Below are 13,581 nucleotides of genomic sequence, written 5' to 3'. Positions count from 1 at the left end.
TCCACCGGGGGGATTCCGGGCGGTCGATACCTCATATGCAGTTTTGATGCCGGAGTGGTTAATAAGGGGTTAGAGCGCGGTCGGATTGCGGCATGCCATGGCATGGCTGACACTGTCTGCGCGTGGATAGGCAATGACGATGAGGGCGTGCAAAATCTGTGACGATCCCGCCCCGAAAAGCAAAATGTTGGCAGTCTGGGTCAGGTCGCGTTTCGTCCTCAACCAGATGCCCCGGTTACATCCCGGGCGCCAGAGTCAGCTTGGAGACGCCGGCGGCGACGTTGACACCCACATTGCCGTTCACGCTGACCGGCTGCAGGGCGATCTGGCTGTTGCCGCCGCCAAAGAGGGCATTGGCGCCGACGCCCAATCCCGCTGCCACGTCGGCACCGGCGCCGGCATAGGTGCCGGCCAGGGCGCCCCGCGCCACATTGCCCGGGGCCACGACACCCCAGAACATGCGGGTTTCGCGGGTGAACCCGATATCAAGTCCATAGCGGGTGATCTCGCCGCGATAATTCTCCTGGCTGCCGTCCGGCCGCTTGAAGACGCAGGTCATGGTCTTGTCCGACCCGATCAGGTAGCCGACGCTGCCGCTGACATGGCAGTCGAGAACGCCGACATTGACCCCGCCTTCGGCCTGGGCCGCGGGCATGACCGGCACCATCAGAAAGGCGGCCATGGCCAAGGTGGCAAGGTTTCGGCAATTCGTCATGGCAGGCTCCCACGGCTGAACGATGCGGATTGACGATCCGGCGCGCTATCTAAGCTTCCAGACGCGTGCCCAAACAAGTGGTTTCGGAGAAAGTTCCCGTTCCGGCTGGGCCAGACGCGATCAGGCGCTGTTTCCGGACCAGGAATCAATTAAGAAATTGGGGCAAGGTCAGGAGAGGTTACCCCATGTCGCTCAGTCTGAATGTGCGCGCCGATATCACACTCGATGCCTATCGCCGGGTCGCCTGGGAGAGGGAATCCGTTGCCCTCGGCACGGTCGCGATGGCTCGGATGGCCAACGCCCGGGCCGCCTTCATGCATCTCATTGATTCCGATCCCGGTCTGACCATCTACGGCGTCACCAGCGGTTATGGTCAGCATGCGAACAAACGCCTGACCGGCGAAGCGCGGCGCCAGCATGCACAGCGCCCGCCAAGAAGCGCCGCCGTCGCCTTTGGCCCGCCGGCACCGGAACGGGTCGCGCGCGGCATCATCCTGGCCCGCCTCGCCAACTTCATCGAAGGCCATGCGGCGGTGACGCCGGCCCTGGCCGAAGCTGTGGCGGACCTGCTCTCCGGTGGCGCCTTGCCGAAGGTCTCGATTGCGGGGCAAGGCGGCGCCGGCGAAATTCTCTGGATGGCGCCGCTCATCATCGACCTTGCCGAGACTTTTCCGCTGGGCGAGAAAGATGCCCTCTCGCTCATCAACGGATCGCCGGCCGCCAGCGCTCTTATTGCCGACGGCGCTATCGCCATGCGGCGGCGCCTCGATCTGGCTGAACGCGTGTTTGCGCTCTCGGCCGAGGCCATCAGAGCACCGCTCGAAGCCTATGACGCAGCTTTCGAGGAACTGTGGGGTGATCCCTATGAAGCGGCGACATTGCGGCACCTGCGCGAGTTGCTCCAAGGCGGTGTCGCGGAACGCCGCCCCTATCAGGCGCCGGTCAGCTATCGCATCCTGCCGCGTGTACTCGGCCAGATGCGCCGCGCGGTGGCACAGGCCGAGGAGATTGCCGCGTCGTCGCTGATATCCGTTACCGACAATCCCGTCTTCCTGATGCCCGACGCACAACACCCTACGGGCCGGGTCTACAGCAATGGCGGCTATCACAATGCGCGCGCCTATCCCGCACTCGACAACCTGGCCGCGGCCTGCACCGATCTTTGCATCCTGGCCGAACGGCACTGCACAAAGCTGCTTGACGGCCGCTACTCGCTGCTGCCGGATCAATTGCAGGCAGCTGATGACGCCTATATCGGCATCGTCGGATTCGTCCAGGTCGGCTATGCCGAGCAGGCAAGGCGCGCAGCCCAGCGCACCTTCCTGCCCGGCAGTGAAGCCGGCGGCTTCGGCCAGAACGACGTCGCCCCCCTGACCGGACTTGCCTGGCGCGCTCAGGAGGAAACTGGACTTTGCCTTGAAGCTGCACTTGCCATGCTGGGTGCCGTGGCCTCGCAGGCTCTCCAGATGACAGGTCGCGCGGCACCGCCCGCTTTGCAGGCAACACTCGACAAGATCCGCGCCGCATTTCCCCCGATGACCGCCTCACGGGTGTTCGGGCCGGACCTGCAGACCCTCGCCAACAGATTCCATGCCGAGATCTACGGCGACGACGAGGTGACGCGATGACCGTGCCAGCGCCACTCTATCTCGAAGACCTCGCGATCGGACAACGGTTCTCCAGTCCGACCCATGCCCTCGATGCGGGTCAGATCAAGGCCTTTGCCAACCAGTTCGATCCACAGCCCTTTCATCTTGACGAGGCAAGGGCGAAAGACACCTTCTTCGCCGGTCTGGCCGCCAGTGGCTGGCATACGGCGGCCCTCACCATGAAACTTCTGACGTCGACCACACCAGGCATAGCGGGCGGCCTGATCGGTGCGGGCGGAGAGATCTCGTGGCCGCAGCCGACGCGACCTGATGACATCCTGCAGGTAGAAAGCGAGATCATCGAAATCAAACCATCGCGCTCCCGGCCCGATCGCGGCATGGTGACCATGCGCAGCGAGACCCGGAATCAGCGCGGCGAACTCCTGCAGACGCTCACATCGACACTCGTGGTTCCACGGCGTCCAGTTGTCTAGCTGGCGCCTCACACTCCCGCTCAGATGCGTTGCAATGCCGCCCGGTCCAAAATCTCAAGACGACCGCGATGCAGCGACAGGATGCCGTCACGCCGCAAACGGCGCAGCACACGCCCGGAATGGATGGCGGTGAGTCCAAGCGCATCGGCGATATGCGTTTGGCCAAGGGGGAAATGCATCGGGCTGCGCGTCGTCAACGCCTTCGCCTCCATGCGATTGAGAAGCTCCGATACCAGACGAGCAACTCGTTCATAGGCAGATCGACGCCCGAGGTCGGTCAGCCTGTCATCCGCCATGGCGTTGGCTGCCAGGCAGTAAATCTCCGCCTGCCGCATAAGCGCAGGCTGCGCGCTCACAAATTCGGCGAAAGAGGCACGATCAAAGGCGCAGGCCGTAACATTCGTCAGGGCCTGGACCGAGAACGGCAAACGGTCCGTTATCAACAGCGGCAGGCTGACTGGATCACCTGGCAAGAGGAAGGAAAGGATTTGCCGGCGGCCACCTGGTAGTAGTTTGTAGCGGAACGCCCACCCTTCAAAGAGCATGTACATCTCGCGGGCAACATCGCCTTCACGATAGATAGTTCGCTTCGCTGGAAAGATGCGATGCCCGATCCGCAGACTCTCCATCTGCGCGACGATCTCTGTATCCCTGCTGCAATAGAATGCCGTCTGAAGCCGAGGACATTGGAGGCACGAACGCGGAAGTGGCGACAAGAAGTTCATCTTCAACCCGCAATTACACGATCGACCGCACCGACTTTCATCAACATTTCTCTTCTCTGCATAACCCAGATACTTGTCAATGCGTCAGGTCAGCCCAAACTGAAATCTCCTGCGTACCTAAGTACGTATTTTCATCTGCCATCGTTGCTCATACAGCACTTCCGAAGGTAACTATTCTATACAAATGCAAACGAGACGGGGCAAGGTCGCCACTCGGATTTGCCGCGCTTCACGATTGGTCGCCATCTCATCGAGGGTACCTGGGAATCGCGAATGACAACACGGCATCCGGAAAAGCCCCTGCGATCCACCAAAAGACATACCTCCACCCGCATCTCTTCCCGTGGTGCCGTCAACCCATTCGATCCGTGCCTCGTCATCGACGGCGCATCGACAGCGACCATCATTCTGCATCTTGATGGGCGTGTCGCGCATTGCGGCAAGGCCGCAGAACGTCTGTTCACGTATCGTCGGGAAGACATCCTCGGATCTGACTTCAATCTGTTGGTACCAAAGATCAACGAGGTTCTGGAAAGCTGCCTCCACAATTCGGCGGCGGACGACGCCACCAACTGGCGCCGGATGAGTGGCAGGAGCCGCCCGGGCAGACGTCTCAATCTAAAGGTGAGCGTCAGGCGACTCAGGTTGCAGCGCAAACACTATTTTGTCGTGACTGTCGACAATGCCGCCCCCGAGAGACGCATGCAAGAACGTCTCCGTGCGTCGCAGATTCAGCTGGCCAAGATTGTCGAGTTGAGTGATGACGCCATTGTCTCGGTAGATGTTCACGGCACCATCACGCTGTTCAGCGACGGCGCGGAACGCATGTTTGGCTACAAGGCTCGGGATATCATTGGCCGATCACTCGACCTACTCATTCCAAAAGCATCGCGCGACGCGCACAGGCAGCGTATTTCTCAGTTTGTCGAGCACAAGGGCAATACGCGTCGCATGGGTCAGCGCGGAGAAATCATGGCCTTGCGGAAAGGCGGCGGCGTATTTCCGGTCGAAGCCTCTATCATGCATTTCAACCTCGGCGGCGAGACTGTCCTGACGGCGGTGATGCGCGACATCACCGAACGCAAACGCAATGAACAGGCCCTCAAAGCCAATGAGCGACTGTTCCGCGGCGTCTTCGAGCAGACGTTCCAGTCTGTCGGCCTGTTGACGCCGGAAGGCGTGGTCGTGGAGATCAATCGCAGTGCCCTGGAGTTTGGCGGCCTTGCCCGCAGCGATATGATTGGGCGTCCGATTGCCGAGACCGACTGGTGGCACAATCTCCTCGAAGCGGCACGCCAGCTCCGCGACGCAATCGGGCGCGCGCGAGCCGGAGAAACCGTTCGTGCCGAGCTGACCGTAAGGGACGCCGCGCAGCAAACCCATGTCATCGACACCTCGCTGAAGCCGATTCTCGACGACCAGGGTTCCGTCGCTTTGCTGATCTTTGAGGGACGCGACATCAGCGAGCGGGCCGAGGCTGAGATCGCCTTGCGCGAAGCGAAGCGACATGCCGAGTTGGCCAATCGTGCCAAGTCCGAGTTTCTCGCCAATATGAGCCACGAGCTGCGCACGCCGCTCAATGCCGTCATCGGGTTTGCGGAGGTCATGGAGCGAGAGACCTTTGGCACCCTGGGCTCACAGCGCTATCGCAGCTATTGTGCCGACATCCGGGACGCCGGGATCCATCTCCTCAGCGTCATCAATGATGTCCTCGACGTATCCAAGATCGAGGCGGGACGGCTCCTCGCCCATCTGGAGGATGTCGACGTCAACCAGACTATCCAGTCCTGCATTCAGATGGTTCGCGACCGCGCGGCCAATGCCGGCCTGTTCCTGGTCCTGGATGTTGCCGACAAACTGCCAACCTTGCGGGCGGACGAGCGTTTGTTGAAGCAGATGCTCCTCAACCTCCTCTCGAACGCCATAAAGTTCACACCCCATGGCGGTATCACCGTCAGAGCGCAAATGGATGTCGACGGCGCTTTGTCGATCAGTGTGGGCGATACCGGCATCGGCATGGCTGAGGCTGATATCCCCAAGGCCATGCAGCCCTTTGGGCAGATCGATAGTGCCATCACGCGAAAGTTCGGTGGTACGGGCCTCGGCCTCCATCTGGTGAGATCCATGGCGGAACTGCAGTCGGCGACGCTGACTTTGGAGAGCGCGCCCGGAATCGGCACGACCGCATGGCTCACTTTCCCGCGCCAGAATGTTCAACCCGTTCTGGCCTTGCCGGAACCGGAGGTGCGCAGCTGCGGCCGCTGACCGGCCTGGCGAGCGATGACATTGGCGGCCAGGTGCATGCCATCCAGGAGGAAACACGCAAGTCGGTCACCCTCATCGACAGCATTGCCGGAACCATCGCCCGGATGGGTGAGGTCACCACCACCATCGCCGCGGCGGTCGAGGAGCAGAGTGCGGCGACACAGGAAATCGCCCGCAACGTCCAGCAGGCCGCCGACAGCAACAGCGCAATGACAACGCATATCGATAGCGTCAGTGCGTCTGCCGCCGAGGCCGGCACCGCCGCCGCGCGCGTTCAGAAGGCATCGAGCGAACTCAACCGGCAGACCGACCTGGTCCGTCAGGAAATCGAAACATTCCTGAAACGGGTGACGGAGGGTTGATCAATCCGCGAACGGATCCTTGACCAGGATCGTATCGTCACGTTCCGGGCTGGTCGAAAGCAGCGCCACCGGCACCTCGATCAACTCCTCGACGCGGCGGACATACTTGATCGCGGTTGCTGGGAGCTGCGCCCAGGAACGCGCACCTTGCGTCGATTGCGACCAGCCTTCGAGGGTTTCATAGACCGGCTTGGCCCGCGCCTGCAGGTCGGAGCCTGCCGGCAGATAGGCATAGGGCTTGCCGTCGATCTCATAGCCCGTGCAGATCTTCAGTTCCTTCATGCCGTCGAGCACGTCAAGCTTGGTGAGGGCGATGCCGCTGATGCCGGCAACCTTGGCGGCACGGCGCACGAGGGCGGCGTCGAACCAGCCGCAGCGGCGCTTGCGGCCAGTGACGGTGCCGAACTCACGGCCGCGCTCGCCGAGCAGCTGGCCGATCTCGTCGGTGAGTTCGCTGGGGAACGGGCCCGATCCCACGCGCGTCGTGTAGGCCTTGGTGATGCCGAGCACATAGCCGATGGCAGAGGGACCAAGGCCGGAGCCGGTCGCCGCCTGCCCCGTCACCGTGTTGGAAGACGTGACATAGGGATAGGTGCCGTGATCGACATCGAGCATGACACCCTGGGCGCCTTCGAACAGGATACGGTCGCCACGGCGCCGCGCGGTGTCGAGCATTTCCCAGACCGGCTTCACGAAGGGAGCGATCTGCGGCGCGATCGCGCGCAGCTTGGCCAGCAACTCGGCGCCATCGACCAGGGGCGCGCCCATACCTTTCAAGAGAGCATTGTGGTGGCGCAGCAGATTCTCGACCTTGGCATCAAGACCCTTGCTGTCGGCAAGGTCACAGACACGAATGGCGCGGCGCGCGACCTTGTCTTCGTAAGCCGGGCCGATGCCGCGGCCGGTGGTGCCGATCTTGGCGCTGCCCTCGGCCGCCCCTTCGCGCAGCAGATCGAGCTGGCTGTGAAGCGGCAGGATGAGCGCAGCATTCTCTGCCAGGACGAGATTGTCCGGCGAGATGGCAACACCCTGCCCGCGCAGGCCTTCCATCTCCTTCACCAGATGCCAGGGATCGACGACGACACCATTGCCGATGACCGAAAGCTTGCCCGGCCGCACGACGCCCGAGGGCAAGAGCGACAGCTTGTAGGTGTTCTCGCCGATGACCAGCGTATGGCCGGCATTGTGGCCGCCCTGGAAGCGCACGACGACATCGGCGCGTTCAGAGAGCCAATCGACGATCTTGCCCTTGCCCTCGTCGCCCCATTGCGAGCCGATTACCGCTACATTGGCCATGATGTTCCTCTAGAGATCAGGTGCCAGTGGCCACGGCGCGGCCATCCAGCAGGAAATGAGAGCAACGCAGACGCTTTGCTTCGGCGCTGGCATCGGCAGGTTGAAGCCCCTGTACCGTGACCCAACCCTCTTCACGCAATTTGAGAGCGGCCGCCGCCTCGGCGCCGAAGGGGACGAAGACACGCTTCGGTCCCGCCGGCATCGGCAAGGTGTTGAGCAAGGTATCGAGATAGAGGGAGAAGCCGGTCGCCGCTTCACCCGCATGGTTGACATAGTGACCGCCGCGGCCGAATTCGCCGCGCACGCCGCGTCCCAGCAATGTGAAAGCGATCCCGTTGTGATACTCGAAGCCGCGATGGTCGGTGGCGTCGATGGTGAGGGTAAGGTCCGGCGCCGATTTGCGGATGAGCGCGACCGTCGCAGCAAGATTGGCGCGCACATCGGCGCCCAGGGCCGGCAGCGCCAGACTTTCCAGAACGGGCAGCGCGGTTTCGACCGGTCCCACCGCGCGCAGCAGGCCCAGCAGAAGCTCGCCCTGATCGCCGGCGAGTTCGGTGACTTTCGCGGTATCCTTGCGGTCGAGCGCTGCAATGAGATCGGCGCGGCGCTGAGGCGGCAGGTCCCGGAGAATGCTCGGCGCAAGGCGCGGCACGTTGAGATCGACGGCAAGACCAGGGACGCCAAGGCCCGTCAGGGCCTCAACCGCAAGAAGCACGACCTCGGCATCGGCGGCGGGACCCTCAGCACCGATCAGTTCGACGCCGACCTGGCCCAACTGGCGTTCCGGGCGCATCTGTTCGCCTTTCATGCGCAACACCTGGCCGGCATAAGAGAGGCGCAATGGGCGCGGCATGTTCTGGAGGCGGCTGGCGGCGATACGGCCAACCTGCGGCGTCATGTCGGCGCGCAGGCCCATCATGCGCTGCGAGACCGGATCCATCAGGCGGAAGGTGTGGGCGGCCATCGCCTCGCCGGGGCCGGCCAGCAACGAATCCTCGAACTCGATGAGCGGTGGCTTGACCCGTTCATAGCCCCAGCGCGCAAAGCTCGCGACCAGCCGTTCGACCATGGCAGCCTCGAAGCCCGCTTCCGGCGGCAGGCCATCGCCCAGGCCCGCAGGCAGCAGGAACTTCTCACCGGTGTTATTCGTGGGCGCGCTGGTCATGGATGCTTCGGCTCGGCTAATCCGGGGGTCAACCCCAAGCCGATTAAGCGCATGGTCGACAGGACCATATGGCATGACCGCTTGGGCAAGGGCTATTAGCGCAAAGCCTTCCGCGGTGCAAGAGCAGCAGGCGTCGCAGCGGCCCCGATGGGCTACCGCGACAGGCCACTAACCCCTTATGCCAGATCGATTTCTCCGGTCAGCACGCAGACCGCATGGCCGGCGATTTTGAGCCGGTCGCCAGCCAGCGTCAGCCACAGATCGCCGCCACGGCGCGACACCTGGCGGGCGTGGAATCGCTGCTTCCCGGTAAGCCCTCCCCAATAGGGCACCAGCACGCAATGCGATGAGCCGGTCACCGGGTCTTCCGGAATCCCGTGGAGGGGCGCAAAGAACCGGCTGACGAAATCGACGCCAACCTCCGCGCCATCCGCCGTGATGATGAGATCGCGGCCCAGCGCCTCCAGCGCCGGGAAGTCCGGCCTCGCCGCCCGCACGGCGGCGACATTGGCAAGACGGGCAAGGTAGGAATCGTAGACCGGACTCACCACGACATCGACCGGCGCCTGGCCAATGGCTTTGGCGATCCGGTCGGGTATCGTCGACTCAGTGTTGACCTCGAAGCTCAGCACCGGGAAATCGAGCTCAAAGCGGTCGCCATCGGCGCGCACGTGGAGTGGGCCGGAGAGACTGTCGAAGCGCATCTCCTTGATCGACGGATCGATCAAGCGGTTGAGCACAAAGGCCGAGGCCAGGGTGGCGTGGCCGCACAGCTTTACCTCCACCGTCGGCGTGAACCAGCGCAGATGGTAGCCACCTTGGTTGGGCACGAAGAACGCGGTCTCGGCGAGGTTCATCTCGGCGGAGATCGATTGGAGAAGCTGGTCAGGCAGCCAGGTGTTGAGCGGCATCACCCCGGCCGGGTTACCTGCGAACGGTCGGTCGGTGAAGGCGTCTACCTGATAAATGGGATGTTTCATCTTCCAGCTCTCCAGATCCTGGCAGCTTGTGCTATCGCCTCATCGCCAGAACGGGCGCGAGACTTCGGCTTCGACGTCGCAGCGGCTCAGACCGATGTCCTTCAACATGTGATCGTCGAGGGCCGCCAGCGCACGGCGCTGACGATAGATCTCCAGATAGTCGAGCAAGAGGGTCGCGACGATGCGCGGCAGCGCAAGGCCGGTGAGCCTAAAGCCCGAGAATCTAGATCGCGCATAGGACGGCCGCCCTTCCAGGGCAGACAATTTGTATCGAGACATTTTGGACATTCCTTCTGTCATATTTGGCTGCGTCCGGTACATTGTTCTACATTGTACCCGCGACCGCATAATTGTTTTGACAGCCATTCAAGTCAATCGATACATTGTCACCATGACAAACTGGCAACCAGATATCTCGACGTTTCCAGGACCGCGCTATCTCGCGATCGCCGATGCGCTGTCCGACGATATCCGACAGCAACGCATGGCGCCGGGAACGCGCCTGCCGACGCATCGGGAGCTTGCCTTTCGCCTGGGCGTCACGGTTGGGACGGTGACCCGCGCCTATGCCGAAGCCGAGCGCCGCGGTCTCATTGGTGGTGAAGTGGGCCGCGGGACCTTCGTGCGTCCCGACGTGCGCCGCCGGCCCGAGATGCCGGTCGAGCGCGAAGCGGAAATCGAAGAAGGCGGCTTTGTCGATCTCTCCATCAACTTCCCGACCCCGCGCGCCAACGACGCGCTGCTCTCGAATGCCCTGCAACGCATCGCCGCGCGACCGGGTATCGATTCACTGCTGGATTACCATCATCATGTCGGCATGCCCCGCCACCGCGCTGCGGGTGCCCAGTGGCTGGGCGAGCAGCGCTATCCGGTGCCGGCCGATCGGGTCATCGTCACCGCCGGCGGCCAGCACGCCATGACGGCAGCCCTTGGCGCCATTACCGAACCGGGCGATGTGGTGGTGACTGAATGCGTCACCTATCCGGGCTTGCGACGCTTGGCCGACTTCCTGCGCATTCGGCTGCATGGCGTGCAGATGGATTCCGACGGCGTCGATGTCGAGGCGTTTGAAGCAGCCTGCATCAATCTTCGGCCCAAGGCATTCTATTGCGTCGTCAACATGCACAATCCGACCGGCATCGTCGTCTCTGTCGAGCGGCGTCGGGCGCTTGCCGCGGTCGCGCGCAAGCACGGGGTCAAGATCGTCGAGGACGATGTCTATGGCTTTCTGCTCGGCACGCGCACGATCGAGCCACTCTCGGCCCATGCGCCGGAGCTGGGGCACTACTTCACCAGCGTTTCCAAATCCATGGCGCCGGGCCTGCGCGTGGGCTATCTCGCCATTCCCGAAGGCGCTCTCGACATGTTCGCGCAAGTGGTCCGCTCGACCACCTGGATGGCGGCGCCGCTGACCGCCGAGATCGCCGCCGATTGGGTCGAGGACGGCACTGGGATGGACTTGGCCGAAGCGCACCGCATCGAGGCCATCGCGCGACAACGCATGGCACGCCGGATCCTCAGCGATGTCGAAATCTGCGGCGATGAATCGAGTTATCATATCTGGCTGAAATTGCAGGAGCCCTGGACCGCCGATGGCTTTGCCTTGCAGGCGCGGCTGAAAGGCGTCGGCGTGTCACCAGCCACCATCTTCTCGCTGACACGCAACGCGCCCAATGGCGTCCGCCTGTGCCTGTGCGCCCCGGCCGACCGACGCATCCTGGAGAACGCATTGCAGCGTATCGCCGATATCCTGCGCACGCGCCCCGGCGGCTCCTACGGGATCGTGTGATCCGATGACATCCGAAACACAGACCGATCGGACGATCGGGTCCGAGATCGGCCGTGGCCTGCTGGCCACATTACCGGTCATGATTTCAGCGTTTCCGTTCGGGTTGATTTTCGGCGCGCTGGGAATCGCCAAGGGCCTGTCGCCGATCGCCGTCATGTGCATGTCGCTGTTTGTCTTCTCGGGATCGGCCCAGTTCATTGCCATCCTGCTGCTCGGCACAGGTTCCGGTCTCGGCGTCATCTGGCTGGCCACACTCATTCTCAATCTGCGGCACCTGCTCTATGCGGCGACGCTGGTCGACCATGTGCGCCATCTCAATCAGCTCTGGCGTTTCGGCCTCTCTGCCTGGTTGACCGACGAAACTTTCGCCGTGATGGAACGACGCTATCGCATCGAAGGCGATGCACCGCACGCGCATTGGTACTATCTGACATCCTGCCTCGGCATGTATCTCAACTGGGGCTTCTGGACCTTTATCGGCATCGTGCTTGGGACACAGTACGAGGGGATCGAGAAATGGGGGCTCGAATTCGCCATGGTGGTGACCTTTATCGGCATCGTCATGCCGGCCTTGCGCTCGCGGCCTTATTGGGTGGCCGCCATTGTCGCGGCGGTGGTGGCGACATTGGGACATGCCCTGCCCTTCAAGCTCGGCCTGATGCTGGGTGCGCTTGCCGGCATCGGCGCCGGGCTGGCACTACAGGAAATCAAGCGCCGCAATGCGGCCAGCGACGTGGTGTGACATGAGCGAGATCGAAATTGTCATGATGATCGCCGGCATGGCGCTCATCAACCTGGCCATTCGCTGGCCGGTCTATCTGTTCGCGGACCATGTGCGCTTTCCGCCCATCGTCGAGCGCGCCCTCGCCTTCGTGCCGGTGACGGTGCTGACCGCGATCATCGTGCCGATGGTGCTCTATCCGACAGATGGCGGTGATATTCAACTGAGCTGGCGCAATCCCTATCTGATCGGCGCCATCGTGGCGGCGATCGTCAGTTGGCGCTGGCACAAACTGATGCCGACGATCCTCATCGGCATGGCTGTGTTCTTTGCGGCGCGCTGGGCGTTGGGCGTCTAGCGGTCGCGGATCATGGCCGCGAAAGTGGCTTCCGCGACGACCTGGCCGTCAACCTTGGCTACGCCCATGAAGCGCCAGACCGGGCCACGGGCACGGTCCTTCTTGACTTCGAGGCGCAGCTGGTCGCCGGGCGTGACAGGCCGCCGGAAGCGGCAATCGTCGATGCTCATGAAAAGAACGATCTTGCCCTCGGCTTCCGAACCCAGCGCATGAACCGCGATGACCGCCGCCGTCTGCGCCATGGCTTCGACGATGAGCACACCCGGCATGACCGGGGCGCCAGGAAAATGTCCGGGGAAGAACGGTTCATTGACTGTCACATTCTTGATGCCCGTGGCGCTCTCGCCGGACACGACGCCAATGACCCGATCGATCAACAGGAACGGATAACGATGCGGGATCATGCGCATGATCGCCGCGATATCGATTACCCCGCCCGTCGGCACATCATCCGCCATCCAGAAGCCCTTTTCCCCGCAACATATGATCGCTGATCGCTCTGCCCGGCACAACCTGTCGGCGCGATCCCGGATTCACTCAACGCCTGCGTCACATCTTGACGGAGGGCAGAAGCTTGTTGAGCTGCACCAGCACGACATCCGTAATATCCCAGGCCTGGGCGCTGGCAACTATGACAGATTTCTTAATAACGAGTGTCAGGCCGCGTTTCTGGGAAACATCCAGGACAGCCTTGTTGAGGGCGTCGAAGATCTTCTTGCGAGCGCCGTTGTATGCGGTGTCGAGCGATTTGCGGCGCGCTTCGAATTCCTTGCGGCTGGCGGCCTCATTCGCCTGCAGCGCCTGCAGTGCCTGCTGGGCCTGCTCTTCGGTCATGGTCGCGCGCTGCTTCTTGAACTTCTCGCCTTCGGCGCGCAGCTGCTTTTCCTTGGCGAGGACGTCCGCCTGGAACTTCTTGCGCAACTGAGCGGACTGGGTGTCTAGCGCCTGACCCGCCGTGGAGCTGCGCAGAATTTTTTCGACGTCGACCACGCCGATGAAGATCGGGATCGATTTGGGTTCGGAGGCCGGGGCTGGAGCTGCTTCCTGAGCCAACACCGGGCGCATCGGCGTCAATACAATCATGGCAGCCACCAAGGCCATCGCGGCCTTCGTCATCAATCG

Annotated in this window: 15 protein-coding genes; 7 read left to right on the top strand and 8 right to left on the bottom strand. The window is 62.6% G+C overall.

From position 1 onward, the window contains the following. Positions 1–235: 235 nt before the first annotated feature. Complete coding sequence (locus IPK59_01025) at positions 236–715, bottom strand: DUF992 domain-containing protein (GenBank protein ID MBK8157440.1); 480 nt, start codon at positions 713–715, stop codon at positions 236–238. A 185-nt stretch (positions 716–900) separates the two neighbouring features. On the opposite strand from IPK59_01025, the gene IPK59_01020 reads away from it, so the two are divergent. Both IPK59_01020 and IPK59_01015 read left to right on the top strand, forming a co-directional pair. Beyond that, positions 901–2,343 (top strand): aromatic amino acid lyase, encoded by a 1,443-nt coding sequence (locus IPK59_01020; protein ID MBK8157439.1) that lies wholly within the window; start codon positions 901–903, stop codon positions 2,341–2,343. Continuing rightward, positions 2,340–2,798: a MaoC family dehydratase gene (locus IPK59_01015; GenBank protein MBK8157438.1), complete on the top strand. Its 459-nt coding sequence runs from the start codon at positions 2,340–2,342 to the stop codon at positions 2,796–2,798. The genes IPK59_01020 and IPK59_01015 overlap by 4 nt, the downstream gene beginning before the upstream one ends. 20 nt (positions 2,799–2,818) lie before the next feature. On the opposite strand, the gene IPK59_01010 is transcribed toward IPK59_01015, so the two are convergent. Next, entirely contained in the window at positions 2,819–3,427 is a 609-nt protein-coding gene (locus IPK59_01010) for a Crp/Fnr family transcriptional regulator (protein ID MBK8157437.1), read from the bottom strand. Between the two features lie 369 nt (positions 3,428–3,796). Here IPK59_01010 and IPK59_01005 point away from each other — a divergent pair, with 369 nt between their 5' ends. Together IPK59_01005 and IPK59_01000 are read left to right on the top strand one after the other, a co-directional pair. Next, a complete protein-coding gene (locus tag IPK59_01005) occupies positions 3,797–5,788 on the top strand; it encodes a PAS domain S-box protein (GenBank protein MBK8157436.1) in 1,992 nt (663 codons plus the stop codon). Positions 5,789–5,820: 32 nt separating this feature from the next. Next, positions 5,821–6,150: a hypothetical protein gene (locus IPK59_01000; protein ID MBK8157435.1), complete on the top strand. Its 330-nt coding sequence runs from the start codon at positions 5,821–5,823 to the stop codon at positions 6,148–6,150. Here the strand turns inward: IPK59_01000 and IPK59_00995 are convergent, their stop codons facing one another. The 4 genes from IPK59_00995 to IPK59_00980 form a co-directional block, all read right to left on the bottom strand. After that, positions 6,151–7,446: an adenylosuccinate synthase gene (locus IPK59_00995; protein MBK8157434.1), complete on the bottom strand. Its 1,296-nt coding sequence runs from the start codon at positions 7,444–7,446 to the stop codon at positions 6,151–6,153. A gap of 16 nt (positions 7,447–7,462) precedes the next feature. After that, on the bottom strand, positions 7,463–8,611 hold the full coding sequence (locus tag IPK59_00990) for an ATP phosphoribosyltransferase regulatory subunit (protein ID MBK8157433.1): 1,149 nt from the start codon (positions 8,609–8,611) through the stop codon (positions 7,463–7,465). A gap of 176 nt (positions 8,612–8,787) precedes the next feature. Further along, positions 8,788–9,591: a PhzF family phenazine biosynthesis protein gene (locus IPK59_00985; GenBank protein ID MBK8157432.1), complete on the bottom strand. Its 804-nt coding sequence runs from the start codon at positions 9,589–9,591 to the stop codon at positions 8,788–8,790. A 39-nt stretch (positions 9,592–9,630) separates the two neighbouring features. After that, positions 9,631–9,870 carry a DUF1127 domain-containing protein gene (locus IPK59_00980; protein ID MBK8157431.1) on the bottom strand — a complete coding sequence of 80 codons (240 nt, stop codon included), beginning with the start codon at positions 9,868–9,870 and terminating at the stop codon, positions 9,631–9,633. A 112-nt stretch (positions 9,871–9,982) separates the two neighbouring features. On the opposite strand from IPK59_00980, the gene IPK59_00975 reads away from it, so the two are divergent. From IPK59_00975 to IPK59_00965, 3 genes are read left to right on the top strand one after another with little or no spacing between them, the layout of a single operon-like run. Further along, positions 9,983–11,380: a PLP-dependent aminotransferase family protein gene (locus tag IPK59_00975; protein MBK8157430.1), complete on the top strand. Its 1,398-nt coding sequence runs from the start codon at positions 9,983–9,985 to the stop codon at positions 11,378–11,380. 4 nt (positions 11,381–11,384) lie between these two features. Then, a complete protein-coding gene (locus tag IPK59_00970) occupies positions 11,385–12,122 on the top strand; it encodes an AzlC family ABC transporter permease (GenBank protein MBK8157429.1) in 738 nt (245 codons plus the stop codon). Positions 12,123–12,132: 10 nt separating this feature from the next. Further along, positions 12,133–12,459, top strand: a complete 327-nt coding sequence (locus IPK59_00965) for an AzlD domain-containing protein (protein MBK8157428.1) — start codon at positions 12,133–12,135, stop codon at positions 12,457–12,459. Here the strand turns inward: IPK59_00965 and fabZ are convergent. Together fabZ and IPK59_00955 are read right to left on the bottom strand one after the other, a co-directional pair. Then, positions 12,456–12,917 (bottom strand): 3-hydroxyacyl-ACP dehydratase FabZ, encoded by a 462-nt coding sequence (gene fabZ / locus IPK59_00960; GenBank protein MBK8157427.1) that lies wholly within the window; start codon positions 12,915–12,917, stop codon positions 12,456–12,458. The genes IPK59_00965 and fabZ overlap by 4 nt on opposite strands. Before the next feature lie 91 nt (positions 12,918–13,008). After that, positions 13,009–13,575: an OmpH family outer membrane protein gene (locus IPK59_00955; GenBank protein ID MBK8157426.1), complete on the bottom strand. Its 567-nt coding sequence runs from the start codon at positions 13,573–13,575 to the stop codon at positions 13,009–13,011. Between the last annotated feature and the right edge of the window lie 6 nt (positions 13,576–13,581).

The sequence above is a fragment of the Rhodospirillaceae bacterium genome (genome assembly GCA_016712715.1).
Lineage (GTDB): Bacteria > Pseudomonadota > Alphaproteobacteria > Dongiales > Dongiaceae > Dongia.
Note: the sequence above shows the minus strand (reverse complement) of the source record. Positions and strands in the feature narration are given on the sequence as shown.

Excerpts from the sequence above, each read along its gene's own strand:
- IPK59_01025 (MBK8157440.1), bottom strand. The coding sequence starts at position 715 with ATGACGAATTGCCGAAACCTTGCCACCTTGGCCATGGCCGCCTTTCTG.
- IPK59_01020 (MBK8157439.1), top strand. The coding sequence starts at position 901 with ATGTCGCTCAGTCTGAATGTGCGCGCCGATATCACACTCGATGCCTAT.
- IPK59_01015 (MBK8157438.1), top strand. The coding sequence starts at position 2,340 with ATGACCGTGCCAGCGCCACTCTATCTCGAAGACCTCGCGATCGGACAA.
- IPK59_01010 (MBK8157437.1), bottom strand. The coding sequence starts at position 3,427 with ATGGAGAGTCTGCGGATCGGGCATCGCATCTTTCCAGCGAAGCGAACT.
- IPK59_01005 (MBK8157436.1), top strand. The coding sequence starts at position 3,797 with ATGACAACACGGCATCCGGAAAAGCCCCTGCGATCCACCAAAAGACAT.
- IPK59_00995 (MBK8157434.1), bottom strand. The coding sequence starts at position 7,446 with ATGGCCAATGTAGCGGTAATCGGCTCGCAATGGGGCGACGAGGGCAAG.
- IPK59_00990 (MBK8157433.1), bottom strand. The coding sequence starts at position 8,611 with ATGACCAGCGCGCCCACGAATAACACCGGTGAGAAGTTCCTGCTGCCT.
- IPK59_00985 (MBK8157432.1), bottom strand. The coding sequence starts at position 9,591 with ATGAAACATCCCATTTATCAGGTAGACGCCTTCACCGACCGACCGTTC.
- IPK59_00980 (MBK8157431.1), bottom strand. The coding sequence starts at position 9,870 with ATGTCTCGATACAAATTGTCTGCCCTGGAAGGGCGGCCGTCCTATGCG.
- IPK59_00975 (MBK8157430.1), top strand. The coding sequence starts at position 9,983 with ATGACAAACTGGCAACCAGATATCTCGACGTTTCCAGGACCGCGCTAT.
- IPK59_00970 (MBK8157429.1), top strand. The coding sequence starts at position 11,385 with ATGACATCCGAAACACAGACCGATCGGACGATCGGGTCCGAGATCGGC.
- fabZ (MBK8157427.1), bottom strand. The coding sequence starts at position 12,917 with ATGGCGGATGATGTGCCGACGGGCGGGGTAATCGATATCGCGGCGATC.
- IPK59_00955 (MBK8157426.1), bottom strand. The coding sequence starts at position 13,575 with ATGACGAAGGCCGCGATGGCCTTGGTGGCTGCCATGATTGTATTGACG.